We start from the raw sequence: 17,427 nt of genomic DNA, 5'->3' as shown, positions 1-17,427 counted from the left end.
GACTCTACATAAGAATACTTTCATGAAGCTTTCACAAATGACATGCTTTCCTATGCCTTTTGGAGCATATTATAATAATAACAACACATCGTTTCTACACTTAGGAGGGAATGGGTATGAAAAAAGAACATACCGTTCATTTCAAAATTATGCATGGCTCGGCAACCAAGACGCTAACCGGACTCATGTACCTAGAAGAAAACACAAAACCAACTGTTCAAGATTATCAAGAAGTCCTGAAACAATGCGGACATGATGTACATATCGAGAATGAAGAGCAGTTTATTTTCCGCTCCAACAACCCAGCAGACGACTATTTGATCGACGTTCTTGAAAACTATAAGAAAAACGACAAAGATCTACATGCTGACCATCTCGCACAAAGCTTTGTAAAAAAGACGCCATTCCTATAGAAATATTACTAGAATAGGAGCAGAAAGGCTGTTTCGGGTCAAATGACCTCATGAAACAGCCTTTTTTTATCGTACAAAATAAACTGTTTACCACTTTGACAGCTGCTAAAGTACCTATTCCTTAATAAGGCTTTGGAAATATTTTCATGTTGAATTGGTTGTGTTATGCTTCTTCTAGGATTATAAAAGCTTAGAGTCAGCATGAAGCTATACCGTTCATGATCCATGAAAGTTGGTGATTCGTGAGTACAAATGAAAGTATCACCTTAGTTGTCATTACCCTCATTTCCGTGCCGCTTTTCCTGCTTGCCTTCATCGTCATTCGGCAATCGTTTAAGGATACTCGGGAAACTAAATTTATTTTGAAACATGGCGAATCCTTTGACGCGACTGTGAGCTCCATACAAAAAACCAATACGGAGATTAACGGTCATCCTGAGGTTTTTATCGGATTAACGATTCCAAGAGAGCATGCAGATCCCTATCGCGCCATCATTAAAACCGCCATTTATATGGTTAATATTCCTCAGTATCAGCCTGGCCGCAAAGTAAAGGTGAAGGTGCTGGAGACTAACGGCAAAATTAAGGTCGCCTTGGAAGGCGCACATGTATTTTAACTTCCATGAAATAAGAAAGAGCGCCGCAATCGGCGCTCTTTCTTATTGTACTGCAGCTGCCTTTCGTTTCCGCAGCAATAGTGTAAGCGGGATAGAACAGATAATAATAATCGTCCCCAGATGGAAAACATCCTGAACGCTAAGCGACAGCGCAATGGTTTTGGACGATACACCGTCCTCCAAGTGAGCAATCGTCTGTGCTGAGAGGATCGTGCTGAACAAACTAATCGATAGCGCGGATGTCCCCTGCCTGATCCAGTTCATCACCGCAGAGGCATGACCTGAATTCACGCTTGGTACAGCAGACATCGCAGCGTTCGTCACGGGCATGTTGCTAAAGCCAATCCCCATATAACGAATAGCCACCCATACCGTAATAAATGCCGCGCTTGTCGCCACATTTGCATGGCTAAGCTCCCATGTAGCTAATCCCATTAGCAGCAAACCGATGAAGATTAGCCTCGATGGTCCTATTTTGCCATAAAGCCTGCCTACTGCAAGCGAGATTAATACCATCGCAAGCGTACCTGGAAGCATGACCATACCGGTAGTAAAGCTCGACTCCCCTTTAATATTTTGCATGAAGATTGGAACGAGTAACGTGCCTGCATATAAGGAAATCGTTATACAGCAGTTTAGGATGACTCCGTAAGTAAACCTCGGTATCTTCAGTACTCGCAAATTTAATAAAGGATTGCTGACTCGCAGTGTCCGCACCACAAAATAAGCAAGCACGACTAAACCAGCAGCGATCATTCCGAGTGTTTGCCAACCCGCCCAGCCCCAATTATGCGCCTCGCTAAATGCGACCAGCAGCGCGCTTGTTCCGATGAGAACTGCGCCAAACCCGATCCAATCCAGCTTAATCCCGGTGCTTAATCGGTAATTAGGAATGTACTTGGCGGCAATAAGCACAGCAATAATGCCAATCGGGATGTTCATTAGAAATAATGATTTCCAGCCGTAAATTTCAGCAAGCCATCCGCCTATCGTCGGCCCAAGCGCAGGAGCAAGCATCGCTGATACGCTCCAGAAGCTGACGGCAACAGCCTGTTTTGATTTCTCGATGGTCTGGTAAATGATTGTCATCGTAGTGGGCATAATAATTCCGCTGAAGAATCCTTGCAAAATCCGAAACGCAATAAGGGATTCAATACTCCAAGCGAAGGTACAAAGCGCAGACGTTAAAGTAAAACCGGCTAGTGCGATCACATATAATTTTTTGTAGCTCCACTTATCGCCCATAAAACCGATAATCGGAGCAATAATACCTGTTGCCATCATAAAACCGGATAACATCCATTGCACCGTGTTTAAACTGGCATGGAAATCATCCATAAAGATAGGCAACGCCACATTTATCGTAGTTGTACTCAAAGAGGCCATGAAGTTACCGAAAAAAACGGCAATCATAATGGTCCAAAATGACGAAGCTGCTTTTTGCGAGGTATCCACATTCATGCTCCTATTCCTGTAATTGATCTAAAGCTTTCTGTACCCGCTTCTCTGTTTCGGTAAGTTCTTCTTTAAACYGCTCCATACGTTTAATTTTCATGTCGATCATCGTTTTTTCCTTATGGAGCACCTGTGATATTTCGAAAAGCTTCAATTTTCGCGCTTCGCGATCCTCACTCGTACGATATTCACTTTTCTGCTGCTCGATGAGCGATTGAAACTCCATATACTGCTGAAGCTCTGCAAGCGAGAAGCCGAGCACCTCTTTTACGAGCAGTATTTTGTTGATTTTCTCTATATTTTCCTCTGAATATAACCGAATACCGCCTTGCGTCCGCTCCGGTGCAGAGATTAAGCCAAAATCCTCATAATACCGAATGGCGCGTTTCGTTAATCCAGTTCGCTTCGCTACTTCCTCAATTTTTAGTAAATCCAATGTCGAGCACCTCCAATTTTTCTACAATAAGCATACTCTCAGTGACAGTTAACGTCAACGTTAACTTTTAGGAATGCAATAGTGATGGAGCAGCAGCTGTGCATATAACTTGCCGTTCATAAGCAAAAAAACAATCTGAAACATAGCTGCATGTTCCAAACTGTTTTTTGATCTCAGTTATATCGATGACTTGAAAACGCCATGCGGCAAGCAAGCGTGAACGCCTTTAATGCCATTCACAATTTGAGTAATCTTTAAGTCAACAACCGAGCTTCCAAGTGCGATCGCTTCCACTCGGTTTAAACCATATAACTCACCCATAAGATCAAGCATCCCATCCAGCGCCTCTACGGTGGCTTCATTTAAGTCTTCATGAAAGCCAAACGTAATCCAGCCTGAAGGCGTATTCGCTCTAGGATTCGTCAAAACGATGTTTTCCTTCACCGTTATCGTTACGTCAACCAAATCCATTGGACACTCAATCGCCTGACAACTAATTTCCCCATCGCCTTGACGAGCGTGGCCATCTCCTACGGATAAATAACCTCCGTCTACAGAGATCGGCAAATATAATGTGCTTCCTTTGACAAGCTCCTTGCAATCGATATTGCCGCCGCAGGCGCGAGGAGGAAAAGTGGAATGAATACCTAGCCAATCAGGGGGCATCCCAATCACGCCCATGAAGGGTTGTAGCTCTACCGTAAACGATTTGTCATTAATGAGACAGGTTCCCCTCATCCATTCCTTGTCTAGTTTCCAATCGAGGGAAATCTCTTTATATTCGGTTAGCTTTAGCTTTTGATTTTGCCAATTTGGATATTGGCCTGCTGCTGTAAAGCCGTATGATCCTGGAATGATATCATTAAATCTAATCTCAAGAGTCATTCCTTTTTTTGCTTCTTTAATAAATAAGGGGCCAATTAAAGCATGACCACTATCGATATCCTGTCTTCTTGAAAAAGGTTTATATCTATCTTGATTGCTTGTACCTGTACCCCAACCTGCATCCAGCGTTTGGAAACGAATGGAATCACCTGATTCGATCGTAAGCAGCGGAGTCACTTCTGTTGTAAACGAGCCAATTAGGGAGCCTTGCGCCAATTCAATTTCGTGAACGGTCATGAATGATCCCTCCAAAAAAGCTAAATTGCCTTTCAAATTTATATTACCATAATTGGAAAATTAATAGTTAAATTAAGAGGGTCCATCTCAATTTAGTACATTGTTTGTCCATACGGTTGGAACCTCCCCCATGAACTACATACAGTAAGATAGTATTATAAAATCGTTCTTTATCATAAGAAGAACGATTTTTTTTATTTTACAATAGAAGTAAGGCTAAGCGGGATGAAGATCACGTGCTTGCCAATATCTTTTTGATTTGAATAGGAGTGTGAACCAAAAAACAGATATAGATTAGTGATGTGTATGTTTTAGTGTTACAACCATTTAGGAGTTCAAACCATGACGGAGCAGAAAAAATGGGTTGAAAATAGCGATTATTGGAGGCGGTTCCTCATACATTCCTGAGATTATTGAGGTTTTTATAAATAAATATGATGAAATGCCCATACGTGGGCTGTGACTGTTTGATAGTGAAGAAGGCCGCCATAAGCTAGAGATTGTTGGTGAACTAGCCAAAAGAATGGTCAAAAAATCAGGTTTAGGTTACCGCTGCATGGTAGATGAATAAAAAGGATGGAATCTATTGAATATATTGTTGGCCTTTTGCGCTGTTCTGATGTTCATTATTCAGACGCTAGCTTTGAAACAAATGAGAAGCACGAATAACAATGAGGGATTATCCTCCTTTTTTAAACGGAGTTCGGCTTATACGGCGATAATTGCTATTGGCTTTTTTGTATCATGGCTCATGTCAGATTTGAATGGCATCCATACCGCTACGCTTGTGCTTGGAGTGTTTTATGGGCTTGTTTTTGTACTTACTGTTTTGTTTTATTCCTGCGCTATGAATACGGGACCGTTATCTTACTCTGCTTTTTATTTCTCAGCAAGCCTGCTTCTGCCTGTTGTTGCAAGTGTAGTACTTTGGAATGAACCGATGACCGGCATGAAATTTATGGGTATTGCTCTTTTTATCCTATCCTTCTATTTCATCAATGTGTACGGAAGCAAAGGGCAAGAAGCAGCAGGACTGAAATGGTTAGTTTATTGTCTTCTTGCCTTTATTTTAAATGGTACTTTGCCAATCATCATGAAATGGCAGCAGACGTTACTTGCGGGGCATGAGCTGATTCCCTTTATGTGTGTAGGATTTGGATCTGCGTTCTTATTTTCACTTATCGGTATTCTTTTCACTGGGGGATTCCAAAGACAAAGCAAGGCAATTCCTACTGCACGAGAGCTTCGTATTTTGACACTGTACATTGTAGCCATAGCAGGATCAACCGGTACTGGAAATGCGATAATAACGTATTTGTCAGGACGAATGTCAGGCCTTCATTTGTTTCCGCTCGTCAATGGAAGTATGATTGTGCTTCTAACGATCCTCTCCGCTGTTTTATTTAAAGAAAAAATGTCTCGTGGCGGCATCATCGGAATAGGCATTGGCTTGCTCGCCATTGTGTTTGTGAATATGTAAATAAAAGTTATTGACAATCATAATGGCAAATCTTATTATTTAATTAAGTTTATTTATTAATCAATTTCAGAAGAGAGGTTGTCGTTTGTCCAAAGTATCAGCAAAACAGAAACATGTAAGAATCATGAATCAAAATTTAATCATAGATGCGATTAGAAGAGATGAAAGCGCTACAAGAAGTGAGCTGTCAAAGCTGTTGAAGCTGAGTGTACCTAGCGTTTGTACGAACGCAGATCAATTGGTTAGGTTAGGCATTCTAAGGGAAACAGAGGATGGCTTCACAGGTGTGGGAAGAAAAGCAAGCCGTTTGCGGTTGAATGATAACTTCGGCTATATCATCTCCGTTGATCTAAGCAATCCTTGTATTACGGTGGGCATTTCAAATCTAAATCCAATCATCATTCAAGAAGTGAAATTCGATATTGAACAATATGACATCAACCAGTTAATGGAGCTAATCATAAGCAAGATTGATGAACTTCTTGTTAAGAGCAGTGTATTAGTAAATCAATTGCTTGCTATATCTATCTCTATACCGGGTCAAGTAGATAATGATTTAGGTATCGTAAAGTGCGGATCGTATCTGGAGCGACTCGGCACTGTGAATTTCAGAGAACCGCTTCTAAATAAATTTGGTGTTCGAGTACTCGTACAAAAGGATATCAATTCTGCTGTTCTAGGTGAAATAAAATTCGGAGCTGCACAAGGACACGCAAATGCTGTGTTTGTAAGCGTTGACGTGGGCGTGGGTCTTGGTATTGTGCTTGGAGGATCGTTGTATCCGGGGAAATTTCATCTTGCAGGTGAAATAGAAAATTACATCGTAAACGTAGAGGCAGAGAATACGGAACGACAAGATGGGATATTTGAGAGCTCTCGGTTGCGCGATTTGGTTACAATAGAAGCTTTGGTCAGATCGGTTAGAGCAGAGCTGGAGGCTGGGGGCGAAAGCAGACTGCTTAAAGCTGTGAATGGTGACATTGCTAAGGTCGATTTTAATGACATTATAAAGGCGACATTAGAAGGAGATGCCCTTAGCGTTAAACATGTGAAGCGTTGTGCAAAGATTATGGCTGCCTTCATAGCAAACATGCTATTTTTACTTGATTTGGATACCGTTATATTGGGTGGTGGGTTCGTCACCCTCGGTTCGGCTTACACCGATACAATACGGGATGAAGTTAGGCGTTTAGGGCTAGGAAATACGGCTATCGTGGATACGGCGCTCAAGACGAAAGCTGTTTTGATCGGCGGGATTGCCATTGGATTGGAGACTATGTTTAGTGAACTGCTGGAGGAGCAGGAGGCTTAAAGCCTCCTATCTCTTCAATTAGTTAATTAAGTTTATTAATCAATGACAAATTAGATTGTTCCTTGGACGTTTTAAATGAACGCGTTCAAGTTTCAATATATGAATTCATTTTAAAAGGAGAGTTGAGTAATGAAGAAAAAGGTGGCAAGCAAGGCAACAGCACTAGTACTTATCTTCGTAGTATTTGCAGCACTGATGGCAGCATGCGGGGGATCCAAACAAGAAGAGAATGGAGCAACCGGGAGTAAAACAAAAGAGATAACGCTTCGGGTAGCGACATCATTCGCTGGATCTGATCCATGGGTTCCAGCTTGGACGGAAGCTATTAAACAGTTCCAAGAGGAAAACAAGGGCATCAAAATTACGGATGAGTCAACGCCGGTCAATCAAGAAGCATTGCGTACGAAAGTGAAAGCGGATGCAGCAACTGGCAATCTAGCCGATGTGATGTTTTATTTCAATGGCAGCGAGACAGCTATTCTAACCGAATCGAAAGAAATTGTTTCCTGGGAAGATGAATTTGCTAAAGATCCAGATTGGGCGAAGCAATTCAATAGCGGGATCATCGAGAAGGTCAAGTATGAAGGCAAACTCTATTCTCTTCCCTATATCGGCTTCTATGAAGGCTTGTTCTGGAATAAAGAGTTATTCGATCAGTATCAACTCGAAGCTCCAACAACCTATGATGCTTTTATAAAAGCGATAGATACGTTTGCAGCTAATAATATTGTACCATTCGCTACATCGCTCACCACTCCATATCTGCAAGAAGCTTTGGTTCTTTCACAGGTTGGACCAGAGGGACAACAAAAGGCTTACGATTCATCATGGGCGCCAGCTCTAACGATCTTCAAAGAGTTGAATGATAAGAAAGCGTTTCCTAAAGACGCACTCACGCTGGATGATGAAAAAGCGCAATCTTTATTTGCAGGCGGGAAAGCGGGAATGATGTTCAACGGTTCATGGACAGCTGCTGGTCTGAGTACAAATCCTGCTTTTCAAATTACACCATTTCCACTCGTACCGGGTGGTAAGGGTGAGAATATGATTGTATCTGGATTTGGTTCTGGTTGGTATATGAAGAAAAATACCGATCAAGCCAAATATGATGCGGCTCTAGCTTTTGTGAAATTCATGACATCTCCTGAAACGGCTGGAAAATTTGCAGCAATAGGCGGAACTTATGCAGTCGATACACAACAATCCAGCAGCACCGCACAGCTTCTGATTGACGGCAACAAGATGGTGAGTGAGGCAAAGGATTTCGTTATGCCCATCGATTCTTACGTTTCTAGGGAATCGTATACCGAGTTCTTAAAAGGTATTGCTTATGTGTCAGCAGGAAGAAAAACAGCCGTGGAAATTCTAGATGAAGCCACAAAATTAAACAACAGAAACAAGTAGTTCTTTCAACATGCCCCGGGATATCGGATCACCGGCYCCCGGGCAAATGGCAGTATGTAATCCAAGCTATTGCTTATGAAGAGGAGGCGTTCAGTTGTGATATTCAGGGACAAGAGATACATTGTGCTTTTCCTGGCGCCAACGATGCTATTATTATTCACCTTTCTTTTATATCCACTCGTACAATCCGTTTATTATAGCTTCACCGAATGGTATAACTTCTCAAATACGAAGAAGTTCATAGGATTCGGCAATTACAACCAGCTCATTCACGACCCCGTTGTTTGGATAGCGCTAAAAAACACGTTTATATTGGTAATCGGTGCCGTATTCCTGCAGGCTGGAGGAGGTTTGGTCCTCGCGTTGCTAACCGACAGCATCAAACGAGGATTTAAGTTTTTTAGAACGGTCTTTTTCTTTCCAATTGTTATCTCAGGTACGGCGATTGGCCTCATGTTCTCGCTCATTTACAACTACGACTATGGACTCTTAAATGCCATTATGAGAGGGCTCGGTCTGTCTGAGCAAATATGGCTGACGGAGAAAAGCGCTATCTATTTGGTACTCATACCGATTCTATGGCAGTATGTTGGATTTTATTTTGTTATATTCCTGACCGGAATGTCGAAGATTCCAGAGGATATTTATGAATCAGCTATGCTGGACGGTATCACAGGAATAAGAAAATCCATCTATATTACACTTCCATTATTACGTGATGTCATTGCTTCTTGCCTTACGCTCGCCACGGCAGGAGCATTGAAAGTATTTGATGTCGTATATATCGTGACCAAGGGTGGTCCATTGAATTCCAGTGAGCTGCTCAGTACTTACATGTACACGAAGGCATTTAATGGGCAAAACGCAGGTTATGCCAGCACAATCGTCATTGCGATGATGATACTCGGTATTGTCATAACCGTTGTGTTAAATAAATTAGTTAAAAAAGAGGCTGTCAGCTACTGATGATAAACTACAAACAGCCCAATTGAGAAGGTGATATTTTAGATGGTTAACAGACTAGTAAAGCCTGGTGCGGTCAAGTTCGGCGTATATGCACTCCTGCTTTTATGGGCATGCACAACGATCATCCCGCTATTATGGGTGCTGCTCAATAGCTTCAAAACGTCCGAAGAAATTTTAACGCAATCATTCGCTCTCCCACAAAGCTACTCTTTATTTAACTTTTTGAAGTTGAACGAGTATGGCAATATTAACGTCGTTAAAGGCTTTATGAACAGTATGATTATTTCGGGATCCGTTGTATTAGGTGTTTCCCTTTTGGGCGGGTTGGCTTCTTTTGTACTAGCGAGATTTCAATTTGCATTTAAAGGGTATTTCACGTCTATATTTGTTATTTGCATGCTGCTGCCGCAGTTCGCTGTTATTATTCCGAATTTCGTTATCATCGAGAAGCTAGGTTTGAATGGAACTTATTTATCCGTTATTCTCCCACAAGTAGCTGGCAATTTGAGCTTTGCTATTCTAATGATAACAGGCTTCATGGCTTCTTTGCCTGGAGAACTAGAGGAAGCGGCGGTCATGGATGGGGCAACCATTTGGAAAATATATTATAAAATAACGCTGCCGCTTTGCTTCCCTATTTTTGCAACGGTGTCTATTATGGTCTTTCTTTGGTCATACAACGAGCTTTTGCTACCACTCGTCTACCTGCCAATAAGAGAGATGCAGCCTATATCTGTCCTCTTGTCGCTCGTATCGAATGCGTATGGTACAGATTATGGCGCTATGATGGCAGCCATCACGATTTCAATCGTACCACTGCTTGTTTTGTACATGTTCTCACAAGAAACGGTTATTAAAGGGCTGACAGCAGGTGCAGTAAAGGGATAATGGTTTTGGGTTACCATACAGGAGGAGAGAAAAAAGATGTCTACACAACAACAAAAAAATATAATTGTCATTGCTGCACATCCGGATGAACCGGAAATTTATGCGGGAGGAACCTCTGCTTTATTCGCAGAAATGGGACACCGAGTGAAATTCGTTTCCTTAACCAATGGAGATTGCGGACACTACTCAATTAGCGGACAAGAGCTCGTGGATAGAAGAACGCAGGAGGCGTATGAGGCTGCTAGACGATTGGGTGTTCTTGACTATAGCATATTGAATATATCTGATGGCCGTCTGACGAATAGCTTTGAAGTGAGAGAAGAAGTTATTCGCCAAATTCGCAATTGGAAGGCCGATGTCGTCATTACCTTCCATCCTGAAGGTGCAGGACATGTAGATAATCGCAATGCAGGAAGAATTGTGAGAGATGCTGCGGATTTTATAGCGAAGGTACCTAATTCTGTGCCAGATGCCCCATATTTAGAGCAATCCCCTCTTTTCTTGCTTATGCCGGACTACGGAAAGAGGCATGCTTACTCACCCGATCTGGTCGTCGATATTGGTTCTGTTATTGAGAAGAAGCTGCTTGGCTGTGATGCGCACGCTTCCCAATTCTATGAGTTTGCGCCATGGCAGCGTAATCTGCTAGATCAGGTTCCACAGACGTGGGATGCTAGGAAGGATTATATTTTGCAATATTGGAGCAGCTTTATTGAGGTTTCATCGGAGATGCTTCCGACGCTGGATCGACTATACGAAGATGGGAAGTCAGAAAAGACAAAGTATGCAGAGCCATTCGAGATTGCAGATTATGGCAGAAGACCGAGTGATACAGAGCTGAAGCAGTTGTTTCCCATGCTGAGTCAATAAGAGGAAATACCTTGAGATACTCCATGAACGGATCGTTGTTGCAGGGCAGCTGCAATACACGTAAATAGCAAAAGCCAGCACCAATGAACTGCACCCCCATTGTTAGACACCATCTAACATTGGAGGTGCAGCTTTTCTATTTGGATTCAATAGGATTCCAGCTTCTTTTGCCGTCATCCTCTAAAATCCCTAACGTCACATCTGCAATATCCTTGTCTTCAAGCAGCTTGGCGCGAACGAGGAACTTAATATCATCGGCTACCGCAAGCGTTAAACCAGGCTGCAGCTCCAAGTACGCCTCAACGTGGTAATAGCGGCCTTCTTGTAGAATGCGCATTTGATAAATATCGGTTACGCTCTGTTCGGAAAAAATAATTCGGGACACCTTGTCTGCTACTTCCTTCGGGGCAGAAACACCAATGAGTCCGATCATATTGTCGTATCCCACACGATAAGCAACTCCAACCATCAACAGACCAATCAACAGGGTTGCAACGCCATCAACCGTTTTAAACGAGGTAAATGCAGCAATAATGACCGCGATCATCGCCAAGGCGGCTCCCGAAACGGCGACAAGATCCTCATAGAAAACTAATCGTGTAGCAGGAGCAGAACGCCCTACATTTTTGAAGGCAGCTGAGAAAATACCGAGACCTTTCCCCTCCGCTCCCGCTTCGTGTATAATTTCCTTCATTGCTTTGACTAATATAAGCCCGTCGATAACTAAATTAACAACCAGAACCCCAATGTTTAGCCAAAAACCTTCACTTGCAACTGGATGCAAAATGAGATGCCAGCCTTCACGAATCGTTTCATAAGCCATAATGGTAACGACGATGACGGCAATCATACAAAAAATATTGATGACACGGCCAAAGCCGGTTGGAAACCTCGGCGTCGGTTTTTTCTCAGCAAGAATGCTTCCGGCAAAAACAAACCCTTGGTTTATCGCATCTGCCAATGAATGCATGGCGGAAGCAAACATGGCGCCGCTGCCGCTGAAGGCCGCTGCGAACCCTTTTATGGCGGCGATAAACGCGTTGCCGATCATCGCTACAGCGGAAGATTTATTCCCTTTCTTTATAAGCTGCATAAAACTCTGACGTTCTGCTTTAGGCTCCATTTTCTCCCCCGCAACATTTTATTTACCATTACCATTCCACTATTGCCTGCTTTCAATCCCAGCACTGCTATTTTATGCTTACCCACACAGGCAATAGGATAAACGGACAAAAGCTTTTCATTATGTCAGAGACAACTTTCTTCTTGCGTTATCGAAGTCCTTAGAATAATACCGTGCTTTCATTGGCGTACTTTAGGCCAGCGCTCTTGAAACCTCTTTTGCTCAAGCCGCTTCTCATAAATGGCGATTCGATCCTCGTAATCCAAGTAAAAAGGTGATGGTCTAACAATCATTTCTAGAACATCTTCTATCCCACAAGGAGAAGTTAACACGAGTTTGTCATGCTGATCTATTTTCAAACCTAGAGCGGTTACGGTCTCTGGAAATTTGGAAATGGCATCTGTGGAGCTGGAATACGGAGGATTGTTATTGATTACATGCATTCGAGCTTGATTCTTAACGGACCAAGGTACGTGAGGGTTCATCTGATTTAATGTGTTTTCCAGCTGTTTCTCTATCTGCTCGTCTATGTTGGCAGGATCGAAATAAACGACATCAACATCGGCCAGCGGCGTTCGTTCCGTAAATCCGTGAAGGGTATCCCAAATTTTGCTGCGAACGAAACCTGCACATACCCACCAATCTGGAAGCTCGAGCGTGCTAACCTCTCGTAAGATGTTCATCATCCACTCATCTCTATATACAAGCTGTATAATATCCTCTTCACTGTTTATCAACATTGATCCACTCTCCTGATTTGTTCATTTCTTGTTCAATATGTATGTCCAAGCCTGCAATTGGCGAATAACCGTCGACACTTGTTTCATCCGTCCTCACCATGAATGACCACTTAAAGCCCTCTCTTGGAAAGGTGAGCATGACATAGATGTTTTCGTTCTTATACTTTTTTTCTAATGCATGCTGCAATTGCAGCTTCGAGAACGACAACCCTCCAAGATACAAAGCAACAAGGATTAGTCCTGATAAAAAAATACGCCTTCTTCTCCGAGTAGATGCCCCGATAATAAGAGCAGTGGTCAGCGTAATTAAAAGAACAGGGTCGTTTCTATTTACAATAAAGAAATCAGACTCCGTTTTAATAAAGGGATAAAAGGGAGCTACGCCATTGCCGATAAAATCTATAAATAAATGGCTAAAAACACATATAGACAATATCAGCCAAGCCTTCTTAAACGAAATTTTCTTCTGGAATGCGTAATAACATGCAGCAAAAAACAAACCAATCACAGGTACGAGCCAAATGGAGTGGCCAAGCAGGTCTCCGTAAAGCTTCGAAATATCAGGAGAAATAGCAGCTGCACCGCCGAAAATGAAGAGAACCTTGCGATTCACAGTCGATGCAGCCGCTTTCCCGCAAAATAAATAGGCCAAGCTAGCGCCTACAACAAAATGTAAAAAGACGTGTATGATATGACCTGAAATATTCTCCATATTCACCTTTCAATCAAATTATAAAATTTGATATATGATTCTCGAAGAAGCAGCCTACACTATCGGCAGTTCATAATGCTTGCATAACTCCTGAATGACCTCACCGATCAACGACTCGTTTTGAGGTTTACCTGGCTCTGCATTCATCATTACTGCAATACCGCTTTCTTGGCGCGGGTATCCAGCCAGCTTGCTTTGAGAACCAACTCCCCAGCCTTGAGAAACGAAGCAGAGCTGCTCTCCAGCATCAGGAAGAAATACGCCTAAGCCTGCACCTTTATCGCTCGCATAACCCGTAAGCATTATTCTAGCCATCGCTGGCCGCAAAATACCATTAGGATCGCCATTCCAAGCTTTCACGACCTCGCGTGCCAATACTAGCAATTCAGAAGGCGTTGTCCATAAGCCGGCTCCGGATAAATTGGGATAGTGCGCTCTCTTCCCTTCAACCACCTGTCCCCGTTTATCATGACCCATGGATGTGTTCAGCGACTCGTTTGCAATACCATCCCAGAAAATAGTTCGTTTTAAGCCAAGCGGCTTCATAACAAGCCGCTCCATAGCAGCCGAAAAGGCTTCTCCTGACACATCCTCAAGAATTTGCTCCAAAACAGAATAACCTGCATCCGAGTAAGAGAATCGACTCTCTGGCAGGTGAGCAACCTCAACTGGTTTGGAATGATATTTCGTTGCTCCTAAGAGCAGCTCTCTAGGCGTAGGGAAAGGGTCTTGCTTCTGCAACGGTTCATAGCTCCCCCGTGCATCCACAATTCCCGATTGATGTGCCAGCAAACTGCGCAGCGTTACTTTCCTCTGCTGAGTGAACTGGTTTTCGGGCACCTGCCAGGAAACTAAGTAACGATTAACATCCTCCTCCAAGCTAAGCACGCCCTCCTGGACTAAACGAAGCACACCAATAGCCGTAACCATTTTGCTGATGGAGCAGGCAGGAAACAAAGTTTCCTCTGTCACCTTCTGCTGCATGCTCGTTTCAAGTACGCCATAGCTTCCTTGCCACACCATTTGTCCATGCTGAAGAACGGCAATTCCTAATCCCGGAACACCAGTCAACTTCATTTTTTCTTCTATTTCCAAACTTATCATTGCCTCTTGGCACATAAGATCAGCTCCGTCACCAAACAAATTAGAATAATTTTTACCTCATTATTCCATTTCACTCTGTATGACGGGAAAAAGCAACAGCCAGTTGCAACATTTTTATGGCAGCCTATTATTTCTTTGATAGCCGTCTAAAGAAATAAACACCTTCAACAATCAGCCCTGCCATAAAACCTCCTGCTACTGCTTCTAAAAATACGAGGAAACTAATCAGGTCCTCCCATCCAGTCAAACCTTTGGAATACATAGCCATCAGCATAAGACCAATTAGCATCCCAAGATTGGAGAACAGCCACAGCTTTCTCGCTCCAAGCCAGCCGATAAAACCGAATAAAAAAGATAATATGGCTGCGAGCAGCATAAATCGGAAAGCGTGCATGCCGGTGAAAGGCTGGCCTAATATAACAAAACGAATCAACCATAATAACAGGCTAACAAGCAAGGTGGATGCTCCAGCTAGTAGCCACCACCTGCCGCTTCTGTCAGCGGGAATCCAGTGCATCAACCATTGCCCCCTCTTGAATAAATGTTCTTTTTTACTTAAACGCATGAAGCGCTTACTTTGTTTCGTTCATTCTGGTTTGCCCAGCATGAATTCAGCAATAACTGCTCGCAGCAAAAAAGGAGTACCGTTCGCCGCTGCTATGAAATCATAGAGACGAGCTGTACTCCTTTTTGATTATGCGATTTGCTTGCTAAATGGCTGCGATTTGAAGAGCCGTTTCCTTAGGAAGCCGGAAAACTACATTTTTTGCAAGCAGCTTATCCATTAATGCTTGAAAAGGAGCAACCGAGATCCAGTCGTGAATCATAATAATTTGTCCGCTTGTTGCTTGTAAATCATGATGCTGGTCCATAACGTCCGCCGGCTCAAAATCGAACGTATCCCAAGTACAATCCACATGCAGTCCGCTTTTTGGGGTGCCATTCTCGAAGGAAGGCTGCTGATAGCCCAGCTCATCCAGCACACCTTGAATACCTTCGAAATGATCATCCTTCATTTCGTCTAACAAATGCTGCATAAATGGAAAACGAAACAGCTTGGAAGGCCTGATCGTTTCTGCTTTATTGTACAGCTCATCTATAATATGGTCTGTTCGCTCGATCTGCCCTCTTACTTCTTGTAAGCCGATAACAGAGAAATCTGCATGATCATAACCGCGATTCCCAATGATATGGCCTGCTTTAATCGCAGCTATCGCTTCCTCAGAACAGCTTTCCAATGATTCACCCACACAAAACCAAATCGCCCGAATCTCTTTTGCGTTCAGAAAATTGACCTTTTGCATAAAATCTTCAGCAGGACCTTCATCTATCGTGAGGTACACCGCTTTTTCAACCGCCAACATAGCAAGAAACCCCCGTTTAATTATTGCTGCCAACCTTTATCATCTATGTAGTATACCATAAGCATTCCTTTTCATTTACTCTTCATTCCTAAAAGAACTTCATTTGTAGCTATATACAAAAATTACACACAGCAAACCGAATGTCAGAATGACACCCGGCTCTTTTTGCGAGTCATGTAATTTCAATAATTACCTATCAACTAAGAATGTTTTCTAGCTGAATTCAATTCATTGGCATTCTGATGCCATTCCTTGAGCATGCTTTGGTAAAAATGACTTTCCTGCGTGCTGAGTCCCTGCTTGTTGTCTTTAATAATTAAATTGCCGATATTCCGCTTCAAAATGATGCTCCGACGTCCTAACATGTCCATATAAGTCAAGTAAAATCACCCTCCAGATAATGTTTTCCAATCGGTCGTTTTAAGTATAACGAATACGACTCCTATTGAAAAACAGCAACCAGTGGCGTTATTTCTAATAATGCTGACTAAGGCGGACTGAGCGGAAACGAGCAGCAGTCATTCGAAAACATCCTGCCATATCCTCCATATAACGTCCACACCTCCTCAGATAGGATGTAAACACAACAAAAAACCACAGCCCATATTTGGCTGTGGTTTATCGCAATTATTAGGCTTTACCTAGGATCTCATCTATTTCGCTTTTCAGTAATAGATATCTGTGGACGCTGCGATTGATCGCAACCTTAGTGAGGTTATGCTTAAGCACATAAACCTTCATCTGGTCCTTAGTCAGGCCTAACAGGTCACCGGCCTCGGTAACGGTTAATACAACCTGCTTGCTCGTTGCGTTAAATGTTTTTTTTACTTTTTGATCCCAGTCTTCAAATACTACCTGCATATTTCCGACTCCTTTATCATAGTCAATGGTCTTTATTGACTGCACCTCTCAATTATAACACGAACAGCACTATAATCTTCGCCTGATAAAAATTTTATAGTAAATAAAAATATATTTCGGCCGTTCTACGGAGAAATCATCCCCGTTAATCCATGTTCTTCATAAGTTTATACAAATAATCAACTGAACGCATCGCATATTCAAACTGATAAGGCTCTCCGTTCTTCAATAAAACAAGGCAAGGCACACTCGTAATTTTCCAAGCATTTCGCAGCTGGGGGGCGTAATTTATATTTATTTTATACAAGGTCGTTGGAACCTCAGCAGCTTCCACAATTTCCAGCATCCGCTCGGCGACCTTACAGGTTCCGCAAAACGGTGAAGAAAAAAGCAGCGCATCCTTACCATTCCCTATCCGATTAAGCTTTAGCCAGTCTTCTTCTTCGATTTCTTGAATTGCCATCTGTCATCTTTCCTTTCTGCCGATTAAAGACAGTCGATCATTTGTTGCCGTATTTATATTGTAAAATGTTTTGGTGCTTTAGGAAAGACAAACTGCT

20 protein-coding genes and 1 pseudogene are annotated in these 17,427 nt (G+C 42.6%); 9 read left to right on the top strand and 12 right to left on the bottom strand.

Annotation, left to right across the window (positions count from 1 at the left end; genetic code table 11):
• Positions 1-116 precede the first annotated feature (116 nt).
• Positions 117-413: a hypothetical protein gene (locus tag AB4Z17_RS07875; RefSeq protein WP_076268563.1), complete on the top strand. Its 297-nt coding sequence runs from the start codon at positions 117-119 to the stop codon at positions 411-413.
• 242 nt (positions 414-655) lie between these two features.
• Entirely contained in the window at positions 656-1,030 is a 375-nt protein-coding gene (locus AB4Z17_RS07870) for a hypothetical protein (RefSeq protein WP_076268564.1), read from the top strand.
• Between the two features lie 42 nt (positions 1,031-1,072).
• Here AB4Z17_RS07870 and AB4Z17_RS07865 read toward each other — a convergent pair whose 3' ends face one another.
• The 3 genes from AB4Z17_RS07865 to AB4Z17_RS07855 form a co-directional block, all read right to left on the bottom strand.
• Entirely contained in the window at positions 1,073-2,485 is a 1,413-nt protein-coding gene (locus AB4Z17_RS07865; RefSeq protein ID WP_430055893.1) for an MDR family MFS transporter, read from the bottom strand.
• A gap of 10 nt (positions 2,486-2,495) precedes the next feature.
• On the bottom strand, positions 2,496-2,921 hold the full coding sequence (locus AB4Z17_RS07860) for a MerR family transcriptional regulator (RefSeq protein WP_441959101.1): 426 nt from the start codon (positions 2,919-2,921) through the stop codon (positions 2,496-2,498).
• Positions 2,922-3,098: 177 nt separating this feature from the next.
• The gene (locus AB4Z17_RS07855) at positions 3,099-4,043 is read right to left on the bottom strand and encodes an acetamidase/formamidase family protein (protein WP_441959100.1); all 945 of its coding nucleotides are present in this window, start codon (positions 4,041-4,043) and stop codon (positions 3,099-3,101) included.
• A gap of 364 nt (positions 4,044-4,407) precedes the next feature.
• Here AB4Z17_RS07855 and AB4Z17_RS07850 point away from each other — a divergent pair.
• The 7 genes and pseudogenes from AB4Z17_RS07850 to AB4Z17_RS07820 all read left to right on the top strand — a co-directional run.
• Positions 4,408-4,587: pseudogene (locus AB4Z17_RS07850) on the top strand (family 4 glycosyl hydrolase); the annotation flags it as partial.
• A gap of 42 nt (positions 4,588-4,629) precedes the next feature.
• Positions 4,630-5,523, top strand: coding sequence for a hypothetical protein (locus AB4Z17_RS07845; RefSeq protein WP_441959098.1), 894 nt, complete (start codon positions 4,630-4,632; stop codon positions 5,521-5,523).
• 124 nt (positions 5,524-5,647) lie between these two features.
• Positions 5,648-6,835, top strand: coding sequence for an ROK family protein (locus tag AB4Z17_RS07840; RefSeq protein WP_441959096.1), 1,188 nt, complete (start codon positions 5,648-5,650; stop codon positions 6,833-6,835).
• 129 nt (positions 6,836-6,964) lie between these two features.
• On the top strand, positions 6,965-8,239 hold the full coding sequence (locus tag AB4Z17_RS07835; protein ID WP_441959094.1) for an ABC transporter substrate-binding protein: 1,275 nt from the start codon (positions 6,965-6,967) through the stop codon (positions 8,237-8,239).
• A gap of 96 nt (positions 8,240-8,335) precedes the next feature.
• Positions 8,336-9,205, top strand: a complete 870-nt coding sequence (locus AB4Z17_RS07830; RefSeq protein WP_256710918.1) for a carbohydrate ABC transporter permease — start codon at positions 8,336-8,338, stop codon at positions 9,203-9,205.
• Between the two features lie 42 nt (positions 9,206-9,247).
• Complete coding sequence (locus AB4Z17_RS07825) at positions 9,248-10,093, top strand: carbohydrate ABC transporter permease (protein ID WP_441959092.1); 846 nt, start codon at positions 9,248-9,250, stop codon at positions 10,091-10,093.
• Positions 10,094-10,129: 36 nt separating this feature from the next.
• Positions 10,130-10,963 (top strand): PIG-L deacetylase family protein, encoded by an 834-nt coding sequence (locus AB4Z17_RS07820; protein ID WP_076268572.1) that lies wholly within the window; start codon positions 10,130-10,132, stop codon positions 10,961-10,963.
• Positions 10,964-11,099: 136 nt separating this feature from the next.
• Here the strand turns inward: AB4Z17_RS07820 and AB4Z17_RS07815 are convergent, their stop codons facing one another.
• From AB4Z17_RS07815 to AB4Z17_RS07775, 9 genes are all read right to left on the bottom strand, one after another.
• Positions 11,100-12,086: a cation diffusion facilitator family transporter gene (locus tag AB4Z17_RS07815; RefSeq protein WP_076268573.1), complete on the bottom strand. Its 987-nt coding sequence runs from the start codon at positions 12,084-12,086 to the stop codon at positions 11,100-11,102.
• A gap of 179 nt (positions 12,087-12,265) precedes the next feature.
• Positions 12,266-12,826 (bottom strand): nucleotidyltransferase family protein, encoded by a 561-nt coding sequence (locus tag AB4Z17_RS07810; RefSeq protein ID WP_441959091.1) that lies wholly within the window; start codon positions 12,824-12,826, stop codon positions 12,266-12,268.
• Entirely contained in the window at positions 12,810-13,538 is a 729-nt protein-coding gene (locus AB4Z17_RS07805; RefSeq protein WP_441959090.1) for a metal-dependent hydrolase, read from the bottom strand. The genes AB4Z17_RS07810 and AB4Z17_RS07805 overlap by 17 nt, the downstream gene beginning before the upstream one ends.
• 54 nt (positions 13,539-13,592) lie before the next feature.
• A complete protein-coding gene (locus AB4Z17_RS07800) occupies positions 13,593-14,642 on the bottom strand; it encodes a serine hydrolase domain-containing protein (RefSeq protein ID WP_441959088.1) in 1,050 nt (349 codons plus the stop codon).
• Positions 14,643-14,769: 127 nt separating this feature from the next.
• Complete coding sequence (locus tag AB4Z17_RS07795; RefSeq protein ID WP_076268577.1) at positions 14,770-15,159, bottom strand: hypothetical protein; 390 nt, start codon at positions 15,157-15,159, stop codon at positions 14,770-14,772.
• Between the two features lie 193 nt (positions 15,160-15,352).
• The gene (locus AB4Z17_RS07790) at positions 15,353-16,006 is read right to left on the bottom strand and encodes a polysaccharide deacetylase family protein (RefSeq protein ID WP_441959086.1); all 654 of its coding nucleotides are present in this window, start codon (positions 16,004-16,006) and stop codon (positions 15,353-15,355) included.
• Between the two features lie 200 nt (positions 16,007-16,206).
• Positions 16,207-16,386: a hypothetical protein gene (locus AB4Z17_RS07785; protein WP_076268579.1), complete on the bottom strand. Its 180-nt coding sequence runs from the start codon at positions 16,384-16,386 to the stop codon at positions 16,207-16,209.
• A 250-nt stretch (positions 16,387-16,636) separates the two neighbouring features.
• Positions 16,637-16,867: a hypothetical protein gene (locus AB4Z17_RS07780; RefSeq protein ID WP_053373130.1), complete on the bottom strand. Its 231-nt coding sequence runs from the start codon at positions 16,865-16,867 to the stop codon at positions 16,637-16,639.
• Between the two features lie 145 nt (positions 16,868-17,012).
• The gene (locus tag AB4Z17_RS07775; protein ID WP_441959084.1) at positions 17,013-17,330 is read right to left on the bottom strand and encodes a thioredoxin family protein; all 318 of its coding nucleotides are present in this window, start codon (positions 17,328-17,330) and stop codon (positions 17,013-17,015) included.
• Positions 17,331-17,427: the final 97 nt, after the last annotated feature.

The sequence above is a fragment of the Paenibacillus sp. TAF43_2 genome (assembly GCF_052113545.1).
Taxonomy (GTDB): Bacteria; Bacillota; Bacilli; order Paenibacillales; family Paenibacillaceae; genus Pristimantibacillus.
This window is presented reverse-complemented; position numbering and strand designations above follow the sequence as displayed.

Excerpts from the sequence above, each read along its gene's own strand:
- AB4Z17_RS07875 (WP_076268563.1), top strand. The coding sequence starts at position 117 with ATGAAAAAAGAACATACCGTTCATTTCAAAATTATGCATGGCTCGGCA.
- AB4Z17_RS07855 (WP_441959100.1), bottom strand. The coding sequence starts at position 4,043 with ATGACCGTTCACGAAATTGAATTGGCGCAAGGCTCCCTAATTGGCTCG.
- AB4Z17_RS07840 (WP_441959096.1), top strand. The coding sequence starts at position 5,648 with ATGAATCAAAATTTAATCATAGATGCGATTAGAAGAGATGAAAGCGCT.
- AB4Z17_RS07835 (WP_441959094.1), top strand. The coding sequence starts at position 6,965 with ATGAAGAAAAAGGTGGCAAGCAAGGCAACAGCACTAGTACTTATCTTC.
- AB4Z17_RS07825 (WP_441959092.1), top strand. The coding sequence starts at position 9,248 with ATGGTTAACAGACTAGTAAAGCCTGGTGCGGTCAAGTTCGGCGTATAT.
- AB4Z17_RS07820 (WP_076268572.1), top strand. The coding sequence starts at position 10,130 with ATGTCTACACAACAACAAAAAAATATAATTGTCATTGCTGCACATCCG.
- AB4Z17_RS07815 (WP_076268573.1), bottom strand. The coding sequence starts at position 12,086 with ATGGAGCCTAAAGCAGAACGTCAGAGTTTTATGCAGCTTATAAAGAAA.
- AB4Z17_RS07810 (WP_441959091.1), bottom strand. The coding sequence starts at position 12,826 with ATGTTGATAAACAGTGAAGAGGATATTATACAGCTTGTATATAGAGAT.
- AB4Z17_RS07805 (WP_441959090.1), bottom strand. The coding sequence starts at position 13,538 with ATGGAGAATATTTCAGGTCATATCATACACGTCTTTTTACATTTTGTT.
- AB4Z17_RS07800 (WP_441959088.1), bottom strand. The coding sequence starts at position 14,642 with ATGATAAGTTTGGAAATAGAAGAAAAAATGAAGTTGACTGGTGTTCCG.
- AB4Z17_RS07795 (WP_076268577.1), bottom strand. The coding sequence starts at position 15,159 with ATGCACTGGATTCCCGCTGACAGAAGCGGCAGGTGGTGGCTACTAGCT.
- AB4Z17_RS07790 (WP_441959086.1), bottom strand. The coding sequence starts at position 16,006 with ATGTTGGCGGTTGAAAAAGCGGTGTACCTCACGATAGATGAAGGTCCT.
- AB4Z17_RS07780 (WP_053373130.1), bottom strand. The coding sequence starts at position 16,867 with ATGCAGGTAGTATTTGAAGACTGGGATCAAAAAGTAAAAAAAACATTT.
- AB4Z17_RS07775 (WP_441959084.1), bottom strand. The coding sequence starts at position 17,330 with ATGGCAATTCAAGAAATCGAAGAAGAAGACTGGCTAAAGCTTAATCGG.